Source organism: Marinicella gelatinilytica (assembly GCF_026410405.1).
In the GTDB taxonomy this organism is placed as follows: domain Bacteria; phylum Pseudomonadota; class Gammaproteobacteria; order Xanthomonadales; family Marinicellaceae; genus Marinicella; species Marinicella gelatinilytica.
Genome location: NZ_JAPMLN010000002.1, coordinates 49,720 through 66,478 on the forward strand (window position 1 = coordinate 49,720; position 16,759 = coordinate 66,478).

A 16,759-nucleotide genomic window follows, 5' to 3' on the forward strand; every position below is an offset into this window, starting at 1 on the left:
TTGCATATTAATACATCTTTTGACATGAAACAAGTTATTTTTAAATAAAATCAACTCTATCTTTCTAAATATCACTGTGTACTTTTGACAAGCTTTCATAATATAACATGTATTTAAGTATTTTAACATTAACAATTATATCTTTTTCTGATCATCTGGCATAAAAAACCATTTGTCTTCTGATTTTAACCAATTTTCTTTAACCATTTTTATCGATTCAATTTTTCCCATGCTACTTTTAGGAAAGCTATATTCATAGGTCAACTCCAATAATACCTCACAGGCATCGTCAGAACATTCTTTTTTATTAAACTTAATCGATTTCCACTCCAGATTAATTCTTAATGAGCTCATTCTTAAACTATATGAATTCAATGTTTCAAGTTGTGCATAAGAAGGCGCTAAGTATTCATAAGCTTTTTCAAAATCACCATCGATAAGCGCTTGCCAGCGGTCAACGGCTTTTTGATCGATATCATCGGTGGTTTCTTCGCGGTTGCAAGCTGACAGAACTAATCCTGTTAGCACCATCATTATTAAGGTTTTTTTCATGGTTGATCTCCTTGGGTTTTTGGTTCATTTATATCGTTATTGGTTTGGTTTTTTTCATCAGTACGTGCTGCTCCTGATTTGATGGGCTGTAAACCTCTGAATTTCTTGGCGTATTCTTCGGTGACTTGACGGGCTTGTTCAGGGTTTGCAATAACCGTTGGGGTGATTAACAACATCAATTCTGTTCGGATGTTACTATTACTTTTTGATCCGAACAAATTACCGATGATAGGAATCCGACTCAATCCCGGCACACCGGATCGACCGTAAGTTTCGTCATCTTTAATAAGACCACCCATAACAATGGTGTTTCCGCTTTGTACGGCTATCTCGGTGTTTAATGCTCGGGTTGATATCGGTGGCTGACCACCTTCACTATCCGGAATCCCCGGAGAACTGACATCTTGACTGACTTCCATATAAACCAAACCACCTGGATTAACACGCGGCGTGATGTCCACCTGGACACCGGTTTGTATATAGCGGGTGTTGGTGATGGTGCCGGTGGTGTTGCCGGTATTATTTAAACTACCCACATTGGTAATGGGAATTTGATCACCGACATTAATGGTGGCATTTTTATTATTAAGCACCATTAAAGATGGTGTGGACAACAAAGCCACCCGTCCTTCACTCTCTAACATTTTGAGTTTGGCTTCAGCATTTGTCCCTAAAAACCGATAACTGGCACCACCAGAGCCTAAGCTGCCACTAACAGTACCAAAGTCATACGGCCAGGATTTGTTTTCTGCGCCAACACCCGGTGTGCCACCAGCCGCGTCACCAAATAACAACTCCATACCATGCGAAATTTGATCGTTTAATTGAACCTCGATGATTTTCAATTCCACCAATACTTGCAGTGGTTCGATATCAAGTCGCTTAATGGCTGACATGATTTTCTCATAATCGTTAACACCGGCTTTGATTAGCAACTGATTGGAATCTTCAATGGCAGAAATATGAATGTCGTCGTTGTTATTAGAAGAACTGCGACGAACACTGGTGGCTGTATTACCGGCACCGGACGAAGACACTTCTCTGCCTTCCTGGCCCGGCGTGACTGATCCGCCGGAAGCTTTTCGTGAGGTACTGCGGCCACCGCCACCACCAAACACATCATTCAAATAGCCGGCTAAATCATCGGCTTTAATATTTTTAACGCTGTAAACATAAAGATTAGAGGCGCCATCGGCATCGGCACGATCCAAACGCTTCACCCATTTTTCAGCTTTTTGTAAATAATCTTCTTGTGGTGTGATGACCATCACCGCATTCAATCGCTCCAATGGCAAGAATCGAAACATACCAGCCAATGGCGAGTCGGCACCTTCACCAAACAAAGCCTCTAATTCAACGATAATATCTGCGGATTCCACCCGTTCTAAATAAAAAATCCCGGTGGACATACCGGCCAGCCAATCCACGTCAAATATTTTAATGGTTTGTAAATAATTACGCAGCTCCGCATAGTTACCGGCCAGAAACAACATATTGCGCGCATTATCAGCTTTTACAATAGCCCCTTCCTGGGCGTAGGGCTCTAATATTTTTTCCATTTCAGCCGGTGAGATATAATCCAGCGGTACCGCCATCACTTGATATCCTTGGGTACTGATGGCCTGTTCCAACTGCGGGGTGAGCAAACCTTTTATGGCTTGTTTTTGCGGTAATACATGATAGCGGTCTTCATTTCGCACCAATGCCGCATTATTCCAGCTCAGCATCATTTCTAAAATGGGTAAAATCTGCTGCCGCGTGACCGGGCGGGCGGTGGCAAAGGTTACTTTACCGTTAACGCCGGGTGCTATAACATAATTTTCTTTGAGTATTTCGCCCAAAATAAAATGCACCACAGCCTGCAAGGATTCACCTTCAAAGTTAAAGGTTATTTCACCTTTTTGACTGACAGACGGACCTTGTGATTTAGTGGCATCATAATTAATAAACTCGCCACTACCCGGAAATATTTCATTGCCGGTCTTATCAGGACCTTCTTCGTTACGGTCTTTAAACACCTCTCCGGAGTAGGCAGTGGAATCGATGCCTTCAAGATAATTAGATTGTTCTATTTCACCACTCAGGTCTTTGGGCTGGGTGGCACAACCTCCTAAGTAGATCAGGGCAATAATCAGGGATAGCTTAGTTATTTTAATTAATCTCATTGTTCTTTTCCTTGGGCTGCTTTGGCTCTCATTTCAGCACGTCGTTCTGCAATTTTTTGACGAATTTCTTCGGCCTTTTTTTGTCGTAATTGTTCCGGTGTTAAATTCTCTTCTTGTTTTAGTTCTACTGCTTGTGCTGCAGCTTGCTGTCTTCTGTCTTGAGCACGGTTATTACTGCCGGCATTGTTTAAGGCACCACTAAAGACCTCTAGTTCCAATTCGATAGGTTCTTGGCCATCAGCCACAAAAGTAACTTTTCTTTTATCAATGGTATCAACAACCCACATGCCTTGTTCGCCATCAAGCGGCATGCCTTCTTTTAAGGTCAATCGCTCTTTACTCACCTGATCTTGAATCATGACATAACGGCTGTTATTGGTGATAATAATACTGGTAATCTGAGCTTTTAACGGCTTAACTTCCACCACATCAAAAACCTCTTCGGAGTTTACTTCCTCAACGACCGGCGGTACAAAAGGCTGACGGTCTTCTCGGAACAAAGGTGTTTGGATAACTCGATCTATCACATCTGATTTTATTTCAGGTGGCGATAAATCATCTTTAGCCGCAACCAATTGTTCAAGTTGACCTTCTTCAAAAGCCATCGGTTCAAGGGTCTTGATGCCGCGCCCCCAACCCACAAATTGCAAAGCGGCCAAAATCAGCAACATGCCAATAACAGCAATTAAGACATTAACCAAAACGTTAGTCTTCATCGCGTGTCTCCACTGCTTTTTTCATATAGGCATACAATATAAAACGAATTTCTAAACTTTCTTCTGCTGCCTGTTCTTGACCTCTGCGATAACGTTGAACATTTCGCGATTCAATGCGCAAATCATCTAAAAACAACGTGGGCTTATGTTCTTCAATAGTCTTCAACACATTCATAAAGACATCAAATTGGCAGCGCATTCTAACCCGAAGAATGATTTTTTCAAATTGTTGCGGCTCCCGATCCTGAGTGGGTGACTGACTAATCAACTCACAGGCACCTTTGTCAGGTGACTGCTCAGTCACAATGTTTTTTAAAATCGCTGTAATTTCAGCATTACCCAGATTATTGGAATCGGCTTTTAGAAACTCATCATTATCACCAACGGTTTGTTTGACCTGTTGAATTTTTTCTCGCAGCAAAGGTGTTTTAGCGCTTTCATTGATGTATTTTTGACGCGTCTCATTGAGGTTTTCGATTTCTTCGCTCAACGTGGCATGCTCCACAAAAAACCAGTGGAAGAACAAGAAATATACAATCACAGCTATTAACAATAAAGTGGTGATGGCCAACCAACGACCGGCATTCTGATCAAGTGTCATTTTCAGCCTCCGCTTCTGTTTCCGTCTGCAGTTCCGCCTTAATTGTAAATTGTTCTTTACCGCTTCTTGGATCTGGTCTGACATTCCCGACTATCTTGGGTTCGTACCATGTTTCTGACTCATTAAGTATTGGCACCAACGCATTGGCGTTATCAGACTGCCCGACCACTTCCATGCGCTCATTGTCAATAATAACCCGGCTCAAATACGTATTTTGAGGAATTTTCTCGTTGAGTTCATGAATCATCAGTACTCTGCTGGGTATTTTTTGCTTCAGGTTGCCCAAAAAATTGGCCGCAGCAATGGTTTGGTTTAATTGGTTTTCCAATAGTTTGGCTCGTCGTGCGTCTTTTCTCAGCAGTTCGACTTGTTCATTGAGAACATTTATTTTGGCTTTTTTATTTTCTAATGAGTTATACATCACCAATGACAACAACAAAAAACAAGCGGCAACAAGACCGCCATACAACTTCCATTTAGACCAGTCCTTCTTTTTGCGTAATTCAGTCGGTAATAAATTAACACCCAGCGGTTCCGGTGCTTCGTCACTGGCCATATTAATGTCGATACCGGATAACCTAACACCTTTACTGTTGATGGCTTCAAGTACATTATCAAGAATGTCTTTTTTTATCACTGCCAGCAGAATCAATACTTTTTCGCTGCCGTCATCTACGGGGCCTTGACGCCAAGCAAACACCGCTTCATCGGCGCGAAAAGGCACATATTTGTCTAGCTCAAATGCCAATACAGAATCAATTTCCCCGATGGCGGCTTGTGGTAGCGTCACATTACGCACAATGGCATGTTTGCCGGCGAGTAAATAGGTGGTACTGATATCCACATCACTGTCAGCAATATAATGATTAAGCTGGTGCCACCAATCGTCATTTTGTAGATGACTGTCTTTGGGAAGCGGCTTAAATTCATGATTTTGGTGGCGCCATAACAGCGGCACTTCCTGATCGCCTTGATTAATATAAACAGACTGCGCCTCGGGAAAGATATTTTTGCGGTAATCTTCAGGCACCAATTGTTTTAATTCAGTCGTCCACCACTGTACAAACGCACGGATACTGGAATCACGATACCATTGATTGATTGGGTTAATTAAATTTTCCAGTAAAGCTGTCATTTGTTTTTATTATCTCTCCAACGTATGATTTGAAACGGTCGACCTCTGACGTTTCCCCCTAAACGGATGGTGGCATCCAATTCGGCCCATTGCTCATTGGGCAATGTGGCTTTCGCGATTATGCTAAAGGTGGTACTACCGCTGCGCAAACTGCCACTTTGGCCTTCCAACAATATTGGCAATTCTGCACCCATATCAAAAATCTCATGGCGCTGATTAACATAATCTTCTGCCATTTGTGCATTAATACCATCCAAAGCCATTAAGGCTTCTTTCGGTGCAAAAGCTAAATTCAAATTGCCACGGCCGGAATACACAGTTATGGCGGGCTCAATTTTGCGATACAGCGCATAATCAATACCCATAACCTGTAAAAGTTCAGGGACTGTATCAAACGGCGCATCTTTAGCGCCATGGGCATAACCGGCTGCGAAATAATCCGCATCTTCAGCGCCGGCTAAACGAACCTCTTCATCAGGGTCTCGCCAATCTTGGATCTTATCGCTGAGCGCTAAAGCCTCATCAAACTCGACCCCCACTGAGGCAAATAAACCCACCAAAAGTTCCTCATTGGCCAAATTGAGGTCGATTTTACCAGACTCGTCGGTAATTTGAACGCTGATTTTTGCTTCATTCATGGTGAACTCATAAGGCCGCCCGTCTGCAATCCAGCGCGTTTCCGGATCAGGGTTACGCAACTCAAACACCGCTCTGTTTAACCCGGCTTCAGCTAAAAACTCCGCTTGAACCTGGTTAAACAGGATGCGTGACTGAACACTTTCGGTACGCGCAGAAAGCGCAAAGCTTCCGGCTATGACAGTCATTAATAAGGCCACCCACAAAACCAAAACCAAGGCGATACCTTGTTGTTTTTTATATCCGCTCACAGACGACATTATCCGTCTCCATTCATACGGCGTTCTTGTAGCATCTGCATCATTGATGGTCGTCTGGCACCGAATCGACCGCCATCCATGCGTAAAGCAATTTGCAATATCGGCCAGGCTTGTTTGGCATGGCTGTTCATGGTCAAATCCAACCTAACCATAAGTGGTAAATTGACACCTTGTTCGATCTCAGAAAGCCATTCAGTGGGTTCTCCCTCCTCGTCCAACTCAATAAATTCAAAAAAACCTTTTTCGATGTTCTCCAACAGCACCATCGGTTCGGCGTCTTCAAACGGTGAAGATTCATCTTCATCATCATAATTGGACACCAAGCCATGGCGATATTCCAAAACCATGCCATCGCGGGCGTTGACTAACTGTAATTCCTGGATATGAGGTCCGCCACTTCCTAAATAGCCGGGCATTTGTGACACATAAACAATGCGTCTTGGTTCGCCTATAAACTGAATCATTTCCCCATCATCGCTGACGGCAACAGCAATTTTCATGGCGCGACTTACTTGATGGCGAATGATGTTTTGAATCACCCTAATTTCATTAATGGCGGTGATTTTGACTTCACCTTTGGCCACCATTCTGCGACCGGAATCAATGCCGGAGAATATCATGGCCATAATCATGGCCAATAACGTAAACACGACAATGACCTCAATCAGCGTAAAACCTTTTTGCTTATTCATCAGGGTCGCTCAGCAAAATCTGCGGCTACAGCACGCAAACTATTAAATTCCGCAACACGCTCTTGATAACCACCGTAATCCCAGCGAATGGTTAAGGTAATGTGAAAAAGCTCAATTGGTGCAAAATCCATCACTGTGTCGCCTTCGTAGCTGATTTCATACGGTACCATGCGAATGTCCCAACGGTGACCATTTTCGAAATCACCAGACACAGAACCCTCTTCAATGGGGATGGTGGTGCCGATTTCAGCCAGTTTACTGTTGGCTTCCAGAGCAATTTCTGTGCGCTCAGAAGACTTGATGGTATTGGCGCTTGAATTGGATAAAATTTCTAACACCACCATAAAAGTCATTGCCAAAATGGTAAAGGCTGCAATTATTTCAATCAGCGTAAAGCCTTGTTGTTGTGCGCGTCTATGCATCATCAATTTCAGTGTCTCTGAACAATCTGATTTCGCCGGTTAACCACGCCACATTAATACGCCAAAAACGATCTTCATAAATCAAGGTAATTCGACCGCCTGTGGAACTACCGTCGGAAAAAAAGCGAAATCCGGCTTTTTTGTCTGAGGGAACTTCAGAAGCAGCGGCATAAACTTTTATCTCCATGCCTTCCGGTAATGCCACCGGTTTTTCTTTGCCGGGATATTGATAGGTTTTGTTTTCAACATCTATCACCAATTGCTGCTCATTGTGTTTAACCACGGCTTGAGAACGGGTTTGTCGAAGCGCGGCCACCATATCCTTAGAGGCGCCTCGAATCTTTGCCGCCTGCAGGGAGCCTGACATATTATAGGCAACCACACCGGCCATAACTGCCAGCATCACCATCACCACCAATATTTCTATCAGGGTAAAGCCATGCACAGAACCGAACGCAACATGCGAACGACACCTGTATTGAGACGGCTCTATACAATATTCAGCCTCTGTGGCATGACATACTTTAAACACAGTAATCAATAATCCGGGCTGCATATCTTGATTATGTGGCATGCAAAAGTGAGTGTTTACTGCCAATTGCCGATGTCTTTCGCCAGTTTGTCACCACCAGGGCTTTTATCACTGCCATAAGAATAAATATCAAAACTTTGGCCGTGCTGACTGCGCGCCGAAAACTGGTATGACTCACCCCATGGGTCGGTCAACTCTTTATCTTTAACATACGGCCCCATCCACATGGCATCGCCGCTGTCGTTGACCAATTGCTCTAAGCTGTTAGGTAAATTTCCGGTGTCTAAATAAAACTCTTGTACCGCAGCAGTGAGTTTCTGTACTTCTAATTGGGCCTGTTTATATTTGGCTTTATCTTGACCGCCGGTAACATTGCGCACCACCAAACCAAAAATAACCGCTAAGATGGTCATCACCACCAGAACCTCAATTAAACTAAAACCTTGTTGTCTTCTTTTACTGTTCATATTTATTCCTCGTTTATCCAACTAATTCACTCATGTTCATCATCGGCATTAAGATGGCAAACACAATGGTAAAAATCATCGCCGCCAATACCAGCACCAAAGCTGGCACCAATACGGACAACATTCGGTCGATGGTGTTTTTTACTTCACCATCATAGGCATCGGAAGTGCGTACCAGCATGGCGTCTAAATGGCCGGTTTCTTCTCCCACACCTAATAGCTGTTGCGCCAGTTTCGGAAAAGACGCTTCTTTGGCCAATGCCTCTGCCAAAGGTGAACCATGCTTTACTTTTTCTGTGGCATTGGCTATGGCTTGGGCAATCACCGTATTGGCCACCACTTTTTTTGCCACCATTAAACCCGATAACAGCGGCACACCGCTGTCCACCAAAGTACCCAGAGTTCGCGTAAATTTAGCGGTTTCAACACGGGTAATCAATTCCCCGAATAACGGCAGTTTCAACTTTCGCTGATCCCAGCGGTAACGAAAATCAGGTTCTTTTAGTTTTTGTCGCAATAACAACACAACCACCACGACCACCAATACAATCAACCACCAAAAACTCTGCACCAAAGCAGCACCGGCAAAAACCACTTGCGTCAACATCGGCAATTCCACATTGGCATCGGCAAACAGCGGTTCAAATTTTGGCACCACTTTTGCCAGTAATATAAATAAAGAACCCACCGACAGCACCAATAATATGGCCGGATAAATCATGGCAGAAACCACAGAATCCCGTAATTCCTTGGCGCTTTGCAAATATGTGTTTAAGCGTTCTAATGACGTTTCCAGGGTGCCACCCATTTCTCCGGCACGAACCATGTTGGTGTACATATTTGAGAACACACCATGTTGATCTTCCAGGGCGTCAGACAGAGTACCACCGCCACGCACTTTATCACGCACTTGTTCAATCATCGGGCGTAAGCGTTCATCATCATTGAGATCAATCATGACTGAAAGTGAGCGATCCAACGGCATCCCGGAAGACAGCAAAGTGGCCAATTGTTCGGTAAAATGGTTCACTTGTTTGGCGCTCACTTTACTGCGTCTGGCGAGAAGGTTTTCCAATGAAAAACCGGGTTTGAGCTCTTTGGCCGAAATGGGCATATTACCCGCATCTTGAATTTTAGCAATCACTTCGGCTTTTGACAGTGCTTCAATCTGACCTTCCAAAGGCTCACCGGCAGGGGTGATGGCTTTATAAATAAACTGCGCCATTATGCGTGCGACACCCGGATGACTTCTTCAAAACTGGTGTCACCATCCAAACATTTCAGCAGGCCGTCCTCGTACATGGTAAGCATGCCTTCACGCTGTGCCTGAACCTGTATCTCACCGGCAGTGGCGCCTTTCATCACCATTCTTTTGAGTTCTTCGGTCATCACCAAGCATTCCAAAATAGACATTCGGCCGGCATAACCTGTGGGATTTTCTTTGGATGGTTGCGGCCGATAAAAATGATAGTCATCTTGTTCTTTAAGCTGTCTTAAACCCAGTTCTTCCACCATTTCCGGCATGACTTGATAGCGTTCCATACTGGATTTGTCTAATCGCCGCACCAAACGTTGTGCCAATAAGCCATTAACCGTCGAAGTTAATAAATAATCCTCAACCCCCATATCAATCATTCGCGTGATACCACCGGCAGCTGAATTGGTGTGAATGGTGGATAATACTAAGTGACCGGTTAAAGCCGATTGAATGGCTATTTTAGCGGTCTCTAAATCCCGCATCTCACCAATCATAATAATGTCAGGGTCTTGACGAACAATGGCTCTTAAAGCACTGGAAAAGTCCAACCCAATGGATGATTTGGCCTGAATCTGATTAATGCCGGTGAGCTGATACTCCACCGGATCTTCCACTGTGATAATTTTACGGTCTTCCGTGTTTAAACGCTGTAATGCGGTATAAAGGGTGGTGGTTTTACCACTACCTGTGGGGCCGGTGACCAACAAAATCCCATGGGGCATGCCCAACACTTTTAAAAAAGGTTTTAGGGTGTGATCGCGAAAACCCAATTTATTAAAATCAAAAACAATGCTTTCTCGATCCAAAATACGCATCACCACCGATTCACCATAGGACGTTGGCACCGTGGATACCCGTAAATCCAATTCTTTACCCTGCACCCGCAGCATAATACGACCATCTTGTGGCAATCGCCGTTCAGCGATATTCAATTTGGCCATAATTTTAATCCGAGAAATCACTGCCGCCGTGGAGCGTGCCGGTGGCGATTCCACTTCATGTAAAACGCCATCCAAACGATAACGGACCTTGAGACGGTTCTCAAAAGGTTCGATATGGATGTCCGATGCCCGAGATTCTACCGCCCGTTGCATGATCATATTGACCAAGCGAATAACCGGCGCCTCCGAGGCCAAGTCTTTTAAATGCTCAACATCCTCTTCTTCACCACTGTCATCACCCAAACCTTCGACGATTTGCCCCATCGCTGACTTCCCGCCACCGTAAAGTTTTTCAATGGTATTCTCTACTTCAGATGGCATACCTATTTTAATGATAATGTCTTTATCAGCCACCATCTGAATCGACTTTAACAGATAATCCAGATAAGGATAAACCATGACCACGGTAATGGATTTCTCATCTTCGGCAATCGGCACAAATTGAGATTCTCGCATAAAGCGAATAGGAAACTCCGCATTAACATTGGTGGTATCGGGAATATCATCTTCATTAATCAGCGGCAAATCCATCATTTCATGCAAACTCAATGCCACATCGCGCTCTGAAGCCAAGCCCAGCCGCACCAAAAGGGGTACCAATGAAACACTGAAGCTTTCTTTGTTTAAGCGAATACCGCGTTGCAGATCATCTTCTTTTAATCGACCTTTTTCCACCAAATATCCACTGAGACGGGTTTCAAAATCCGGCTCCGGTAATTTAATTTCGGCTTGTTCTTTTGTTAATACGTTTTCTGACATAATATTTTCTTACTTCATCCACCCTGTAGGTGGTTTAAGACAGCTGTTAACAGTCAAAGTTCTTTTGGCCTGTTCTGTGAAAACCCAACAGCCGTTTAAAATTGATAATTACGGGCTGTATCATATTGTCTTAGAAGGTTAAACCTCATAAAGACCCCATTAAAAGTCGTTAAAGCTTCAAACCTAATATTTTCTATGAATGCTCAGCTTGACGCCACTCGATTAATTTTTCAATGAATTTATGATTTAACACAATCCATAAAATAATCGGCACCACCGGCGTTAAAATCAAATACGACAATTGATACATGGCAGCCACTAAATTATGACTCACGCCGGTGGCATTGATGGCCTGAAAAGCGGCACCACCGGAAAACAATAAGGTTTTACAAGTCTCCCATATAACACCATTGGTCTGCACCAAACAAACCACCAGATAAGCCACCAAAACATGAAGAATTTTTTTCTTATACGTTAAATCAGGAACAGATATGGTTAAACCAGTAAACACCGCCAAACCATAACCATAAATCATTGGGTTAACGGTTACATCTAATACCGCCAGATTTTCTTCTTGACCGGCAAATTGTTGTTCAGGAAATATCAAAGTTTCCACTGTTAATAAGTACTGATTCTGGCTAATACCATTAAATAAATCCGGTTGCCAAAATGTCAGTATCCATTCTGCTAAATAGTGAACCGGCAAAACCAATAAGGTGGCCGCTGTGAACCATATAAAAAAGCACAGCGGCAAATAAAGCACCGAACTGATTAATAATTCTTTAATGGGTGATTTCATTTAGCAGTTCATTCATTAATTCAGAAACATACGTGCATTATAAAACATACGTTGCCACGGTGATGAATCCTGCCAGTCTGATGGAGACCAAGACATTTGTACACCTCGAAAAACCCGCTCGGGATGCGGCATCATAGCCAAAACCCGACCGTCATCATTACTGACAGCAGCCACCGAAGACTCAGAGCCATTGGGATTAAACGGATAGCGCATGGTCTTTTTGCCCTGATTATCGGCATAATGAGCAGCGCTTATACTGTTGTTAACATCACCATCAAAAACAGCCCGGCCTTCACCGTGGGCGATGGCCACAGGAATAACAGCACCGGCCATATCTTTAAAGAACATATTATGACTATCAGCAATGCGTAAAGAAGAAAAACGGGCTTCAAATTGGCCACTGTGATTGGCCACAAAATCAGGCCAGTCCGAGGTTCCCGGAATAATCTCTCGCAACCCTGAAAACATTTGGCAACCATTGCAAACACCTAAGGCAAATCGATTGTTGTCTTGAAAAAAATCACTGAACATTGTTCGTAGTGCCTGGTTAAACAAAATACTTTTGGCCCAACCTTGCCCGGCACCCAAAACATCACCGTAAGAAAAGCCACCACAGGCCACAATGCCCTGATAGCCTGACAAGTGTTTAGTGCCACTAATTAACAATGACATGGGCACATCATCACAATCAAAACCCGCGCGCATAAAAGCAGCAGCCATTTCATTTTGACCATTGACACCTTGTTCTCTCAAAATGGCAACCTTTGGCCTTGTGGAGTTGATATAGGGCGCCATTATTTTTTCACTAAAATCAAAATCCACTTGTGGTGATATGCCGGGGTTAATTTCACTGATCAGCGCAAATTCGCTTTCACAATCAGACGAGTGATCTCGGCGAGTTGCCATTTCATGGCTGGTTTGTGACCATATCTTTTGTAACTCGCCACGAGATTGTCTGTACTCTCCCTGATCATGTTTAATAAGCAATTCGTCGCGGTCATTAGGTTGTCCCAGTTGAACGGTGAATTGTGATAAATTGTGGGTATCCAGCAATGACTCAACATCCGCCAAGGCCTCTGCCTTGACTTCAACCACCACACCGGGCTCTTCATTAAACAAGCTCGCCCAGACATCACCTGAGATATTAATGTCCATACCACAATGACCGGCAAAACACATTTCTGCCAAAGTCGTTATCAAGCCGCCATCTGAGCGATCATGACAGGCTGATAGCAACGAACCCTCAATGGCATCTGCCATAAAAGCAAATAACTGTTTTAATAATTCCGGCTGATCTAAATCAGGGCTGTTCTCTCCGAGTTGGTTCTGAATTTGATATAAAACAGAACCACCCAAGCGCTGCTGTCCAGCAGCCAAGTCAATCAAAAGTATCGTCGATTTTTTATCACCGCTGAGTTGCGGTGTGAGGTGGTGTCGCACATCATTGAGAGGCGCAAAAGCCGATATCACTAATGACAAAGGCGAGGTAACGGCACAATCTTGTCCAAAATCGTTACGCCAGCTGGTGTGCATTGACATGGAATCCTTGCCCACCGGAATACCGATGTCCAACTGTGGGCATAAGGCCATCCCAATGGCCTCAACTGCTTCATAGAGTGCCTGGAACTCACCATCCTCACTGCTGGCAACCATCCAATTGGCTGATAATTTAACCTGACTTAAATCACGTAAACCGGTTCCGGCTAGATTGGTCAGTGCCTCAGTGACGGCCATACGCGCTGATGCCGCCGGGTTTAACAGTGCCAGTGGTGTCCGTTCACCAATCGCCATCGCCTCACCGGCAAAACCATCATAATCCCGTAACGTTATGCCACAATTGGCCACCGGAATTTGCCAAGGACCAACCATTTGGTCACGGTGCACCAAACCAGTGACGGTGCGATCACCGATGGTGATTAAATATTGTTTGCTGGCTACTGTTGGAAATGACAACACCTGGTTAATGGCCTCCCACAAATCAGTAATTTGGGTTTTAAATGGCTCTACCAATGGCTTTCGGGTGGTAATATTGATATCAGTTTGCGGGGTGTTGCCAAACAACAAGTCCATCGGAATATTCACCGCATCTTGTTTTAATAACGCATCACTCACTCGCAAAGTTTGTTCAGCCGTGGCTTGTCCCATGACTGCCACCGGGCAACGTTCTTGTTCACAGAGCGCTTTAAAGTCATGCAACAGTTCAGGTTTGATTGACAAGACATAACGTTCCTGCGACTCATTACACCAAATCTCCATGGGTGACATGGAAACATGATCAATCTGCAAACGTCTGAGCTCAATATCGCCGCCCAACTGAGCATCATCCAAAATTTCAGGAATGGCATTTGATAAACCACCGGCACCGACATCATGTATGGAACGAATCGGACTGTTATCACCTCGATACCAACAACGGTTGATGACCTCTTGGCAACGCCGCTGCATTTCCGGATTACCGCGTTGTACTGAAGCAAAATCTAATTCCTCTTGGCCATCTGCACTACTAACGGAACTAGCTGCACCACCACCTAAGCCAATCAGCATAGCTGGTCCACCCAAAACGATTATGTAATCACCGGCTTGGGTGTCTTGTTTGCGGGTATGAATGTCATTAATACTACCCATACCACCTGCTAACATAATCGGTTTATGGTAACCGCGCCAACGGTCATCGGCAGGATTTTTAATTTCAAAACTTCGAAAGTAACCAACGATATTCGGACGGCCAAACTCATTGTTAAAGGCCGCGGCACCGATGGGGCCTTTTTGCATGATATCAAAGGCTGATGCCATGCGATTTGGTTTACCCGGTAATTGTTGTTCCCAAGGTTGAGCGTTGCCCGGAATATTCAAATGGCTCACCGAAAAACCTGTTAACCCGGCTTTCGTCATGGCACCTTGGCCGGTGGCAGCCTCATCCCTGATTTCCCCACCTGAACCGGTGGCGGCTCCGGCAAACGGTTCAATGGCTGTGGGGTGATTGTGGGTTTCAACTTTAATTAGAACATTAATGAGCTGCTCTTGTTTTTGATACTGTCCTTGTTTATCTATAATCAAACGCTGTCCATGACCACCGGAAAACACTGCGGCATTGTCTTTATAGGCGGATAAAGCCGGTTCAGAAGTACGGGCTTCTGTGTTCTTAATCATCTTAAACAATGACATGGCTTGCGCTTCACTGTCAATGGTCCAGTCGGCATTGAATATTTTATGTCGACAATGCTCGGAATTGGCTTGCGCAAACATCATTAACTCAACATCTGTTGGGTTTTTTCCCAAGGCTTGATAATGCTGACTTAAATAACTAATTTCCTCGTTACTTAACGCCAAGCCCAAAGACTTGTTTAAATCATGGAGTGCTGAATCACCGTCACGATCCAATGGCACTTCAGTTAATTCTTTGGGTGATTGATGATCAAACATTTGATGCAAGGCAGAATGGCTCTGATATAGTGCCTCTGTCATGCGGTCATAAAAGATTTTAGAATTGTGCTGCTTATTTGGATTTTCTGCGAACGTAATCAATCGACCGGCTTCAACTCGGCGTACCTGATGCAAACCACAATGATGAAAAATGTCGGTGGCTTTACTTGACCAAGGAGAGATGGTGCCAGGTCTAGGGAACACTGTCAGTGTATTTTGTGAAAACGGCAATGACGCTGTTTGGGCATTCAATAAACGTACGATTTTGTCACGATCTGCAGGCACCAGCGTTTGACTAACTTCTAATACATAAACTGATTTTATATCGACAATTTCAGGCCAATTATTCTCCTGAGCAATTTCGTTCAACTTGGCTTTTTTGAAGGTTGAAAAAGCATCACCGCCCAGTAATGTAACCCATGTTAGCGACATAATAATTCCACAAAAACGACAAAGCCGATATTTTAACGCAAAACAGCTTTAGTTTTCCCACAAAAAAGCCCACCATTGAGGCAGGCTTCATTTAAAACTAATCTGAAATATTTTATTGGGATGCTTTTAACGCATCCAACTGTTGTTTTAACCGTTGCGGCGGGACATAGCCCGGCATCATGGTGCCATCTTTTAATACCAAAGCAGGGGTTCCGGTTACACCGGTGGCAATGCCGGCTTTATACTGTTCAGCTACCGGATTATCACATTGCTTTTGCGCCACTTGTGATCCGGCCTTGGCTTCATCCATGGCTTTGTGTTGATCAGCCGCGCACCATACACTAACCGCTTTATCGTAAGACGCTGTTTTTAAACCAGAACGTGGGAAAAATAAATATGAAATTCCGATACCTAAATCATTATACGCCTGCATTTCACTGTGTAATTGTCGGCAATAGCCACAGTCAATGTCCGTAAAAACAGTCACTTCGTAGTCCATTTGTTCCGGAAAATAGTTAATTCGAGAGGCTTCACCAAATTCAGACAAGGTCTCAATTCTAAGTTTAGCTTTCTTTTGGTCGGTAATATCAACTCGTCGGTTAATGTCAAAAATTGAACCTTGAATTAAGTAATCACCATCTGTTGACATATAGACAATATCAGTGCCATTGCCGGTACTTACCATCAGCTCTTTAATGTCACTAATGGGGGTATCAAACACAGCGGTCACTTTTACATTCGGCGCTGTAATTTTTGCCAGTGCTTGTTGATAATGCGCAACATCATTAGTGGCCGAAGCTGAGAACACGGCAAATAAACCGGCAATACATATTGATTTAATTTTCATAAACTTTCCAATTGTGGGTTAATGTCACCAGCCCAATTTAAGATTAATGCAATGATTAAAACTCAATAACTGGTTTTTTAATTAGTCTGAAGACTTTTAAGTATGCTTATTCAATATAAAAT

The 16,759-nt window shown here is 43.8% G+C and carries 15 protein-coding genes; all 15 read right to left on the minus strand.

The window, feature by feature from the left end:
- Positions 1-135: 135 nt before the first annotated feature.
- The 15 genes from OS173_RS01715 to OS173_RS01785 all read right to left on the minus strand — a co-directional run bounded on the left by OS173_RS01715 (position 136) and on the right by OS173_RS01785 (position 16,637).
- Positions 136-552: a hypothetical protein gene (locus OS173_RS01715; RefSeq protein WP_267182546.1), complete on the minus strand. Its 417-nt coding sequence runs from the start codon at positions 550-552 to the stop codon at positions 136-138.
- Positions 549-2,717 carry a type II secretion system secretin GspD gene (gene gspD, locus OS173_RS01720; RefSeq protein ID WP_267182547.1) on the minus strand — a complete coding sequence of 723 codons (2,169 nt, stop codon included), beginning with the start codon at positions 2,715-2,717 and terminating at the stop codon, positions 549-551. The genes OS173_RS01715 and gspD overlap by 4 nt, the downstream gene beginning before the upstream one ends.
- Complete coding sequence (locus OS173_RS01725) at positions 2,714-3,433, minus strand: hypothetical protein (protein WP_267182548.1); 720 nt, start codon at positions 3,431-3,433, stop codon at positions 2,714-2,716. Before OS173_RS01725 ends, gspD begins: the two co-directional genes overlap by 4 nt.
- Positions 3,423-4,034, minus strand: coding sequence for a type II secretion system protein GspM (gene gspM / locus OS173_RS01730; RefSeq protein WP_267182549.1), 612 nt, complete (start codon positions 4,032-4,034; stop codon positions 3,423-3,425). Before gspM ends, OS173_RS01725 begins: the two co-directional genes overlap by 11 nt.
- On the minus strand, positions 4,024-5,169 hold the full coding sequence (locus tag OS173_RS01735; protein WP_267182550.1) for a PilN domain-containing protein: 1,146 nt from the start codon (positions 5,167-5,169) through the stop codon (positions 4,024-4,026). The genes gspM and OS173_RS01735 overlap by 11 nt, the downstream gene beginning before the upstream one ends.
- On the minus strand, positions 5,166-6,065 hold the full coding sequence (locus OS173_RS01740) for a type II secretion system minor pseudopilin (protein ID WP_267182551.1): 900 nt from the start codon (positions 6,063-6,065) through the stop codon (positions 5,166-5,168). Before OS173_RS01740 ends, OS173_RS01735 begins: the two co-directional genes overlap by 4 nt.
- Positions 6,065-6,757, minus strand: a complete 693-nt coding sequence (locus OS173_RS01745) for a prepilin-type N-terminal cleavage/methylation domain-containing protein (protein ID WP_267182552.1) — start codon at positions 6,755-6,757, stop codon at positions 6,065-6,067. The genes OS173_RS01740 and OS173_RS01745 overlap by 1 nt, the downstream gene beginning before the upstream one ends.
- Positions 6,757-7,182, minus strand: coding sequence for a type IV pilus modification PilV family protein (locus OS173_RS01750; protein ID WP_267182553.1), 426 nt, complete (start codon positions 7,180-7,182; stop codon positions 6,757-6,759). Before OS173_RS01750 ends, OS173_RS01745 begins: the two co-directional genes overlap by 1 nt.
- Positions 7,172-7,753, minus strand: coding sequence for a GspH/FimT family pseudopilin (locus OS173_RS01755; protein ID WP_267182554.1), 582 nt, complete (start codon positions 7,751-7,753; stop codon positions 7,172-7,174). Before OS173_RS01755 ends, OS173_RS01750 begins: the two co-directional genes overlap by 11 nt.
- A gap of 14 nt (positions 7,754-7,767) precedes the next feature.
- A complete protein-coding gene (gene gspG / locus OS173_RS01760) occupies positions 7,768-8,178 on the minus strand; it encodes a type II secretion system major pseudopilin GspG (RefSeq protein WP_267182555.1) in 411 nt (136 codons plus the stop codon).
- 13 nt (positions 8,179-8,191) lie between these two features.
- Positions 8,192-9,403: a type II secretion system F family protein gene (locus OS173_RS01765; protein WP_267182556.1), complete on the minus strand. Its 1,212-nt coding sequence runs from the start codon at positions 9,401-9,403 to the stop codon at positions 8,192-8,194.
- Positions 9,403-11,136 carry a type II secretion system ATPase GspE gene (gene gspE, locus OS173_RS01770; protein ID WP_267182557.1) on the minus strand — a complete coding sequence of 578 codons (1,734 nt, stop codon included), beginning with the start codon at positions 11,134-11,136 and terminating at the stop codon, positions 9,403-9,405. The genes OS173_RS01765 and gspE overlap by 1 nt, the downstream gene beginning before the upstream one ends.
- A 193-nt stretch (positions 11,137-11,329) precedes the next feature.
- Positions 11,330-11,935 carry an exosortase H-associated membrane protein gene (locus OS173_RS01775; RefSeq protein ID WP_267182558.1) on the minus strand — a complete coding sequence of 202 codons (606 nt, stop codon included), beginning with the start codon at positions 11,933-11,935 and terminating at the stop codon, positions 11,330-11,332.
- A gap of 15 nt (positions 11,936-11,950) precedes the next feature.
- Entirely contained in the window at positions 11,951-15,790 is a 3,840-nt protein-coding gene (purL, locus tag OS173_RS01780) for a phosphoribosylformylglycinamidine synthase (protein ID WP_267182559.1), read from the minus strand.
- A gap of 112 nt (positions 15,791-15,902) precedes the next feature.
- Positions 15,903-16,637: a thioredoxin fold domain-containing protein gene (locus tag OS173_RS01785; RefSeq protein WP_267182560.1), complete on the minus strand. Its 735-nt coding sequence runs from the start codon at positions 16,635-16,637 to the stop codon at positions 15,903-15,905.
- Positions 16,638-16,759 lie beyond the last annotated feature (122 nt).

Excerpts from the sequence above, each read along its gene's own strand:
- purL (WP_267182559.1), bottom strand. The coding sequence starts at position 15,790 with ATGTCGCTAACATGGGTTACATTACTGGGCGGTGATGCTTTTTCAACC.
- OS173_RS01735 (WP_267182550.1), bottom strand. The coding sequence starts at position 5,169 with ATGACAGCTTTACTGGAAAATTTAATTAACCCAATCAATCAATGGTAT.
- OS173_RS01775 (WP_267182558.1), bottom strand. The coding sequence starts at position 11,935 with ATGAAATCACCCATTAAAGAATTATTAATCAGTTCGGTGCTTTATTTG.
- OS173_RS01745 (WP_267182552.1), bottom strand. The coding sequence starts at position 6,757 with ATGAATAAGCAAAAAGGTTTTACGCTGATTGAGGTCATTGTCGTGTTT.
- OS173_RS01785 (WP_267182560.1), bottom strand. The coding sequence starts at position 16,637 with ATGAAAATTAAATCAATATGTATTGCCGGTTTATTTGCCGTGTTCTCA.
- OS173_RS01725 (WP_267182548.1), bottom strand. The coding sequence starts at position 3,433 with ATGAAGACTAACGTTTTGGTTAATGTCTTAATTGCTGTTATTGGCATG.
- OS173_RS01715 (WP_267182546.1), bottom strand. The coding sequence starts at position 552 with ATGAAAAAAACCTTAATAATGATGGTGCTAACAGGATTAGTTCTGTCA.
- gspE (WP_267182557.1), bottom strand. The coding sequence starts at position 11,136 with ATGTCAGAAAACGTATTAACAAAAGAACAAGCCGAAATTAAATTACCG.
- gspD (WP_267182547.1), bottom strand. The coding sequence starts at position 2,717 with ATGAGATTAATTAAAATAACTAAGCTATCCCTGATTATTGCCCTGATC.
- OS173_RS01755 (WP_267182554.1), bottom strand. The coding sequence starts at position 7,753 with ATGCCACATAATCAAGATATGCAGCCCGGATTATTGATTACTGTGTTT.
- OS173_RS01750 (WP_267182553.1), bottom strand. The coding sequence starts at position 7,182 with ATGATGCATAGACGCGCACAACAACAAGGCTTTACGCTGATTGAAATA.
- OS173_RS01765 (WP_267182556.1), bottom strand. The coding sequence starts at position 9,403 with ATGGCGCAGTTTATTTATAAAGCCATCACCCCTGCCGGTGAGCCTTTG.
- gspM (WP_267182549.1), bottom strand. The coding sequence starts at position 4,034 with ATGACACTTGATCAGAATGCCGGTCGTTGGTTGGCCATCACCACTTTA.
- gspG (WP_267182555.1), bottom strand. The coding sequence starts at position 8,178 with ATGAACAGTAAAAGAAGACAACAAGGTTTTAGTTTAATTGAGGTTCTG.
- OS173_RS01740 (WP_267182551.1), bottom strand. The coding sequence starts at position 6,065 with ATGTCGTCTGTGAGCGGATATAAAAAACAACAAGGTATCGCCTTGGTT.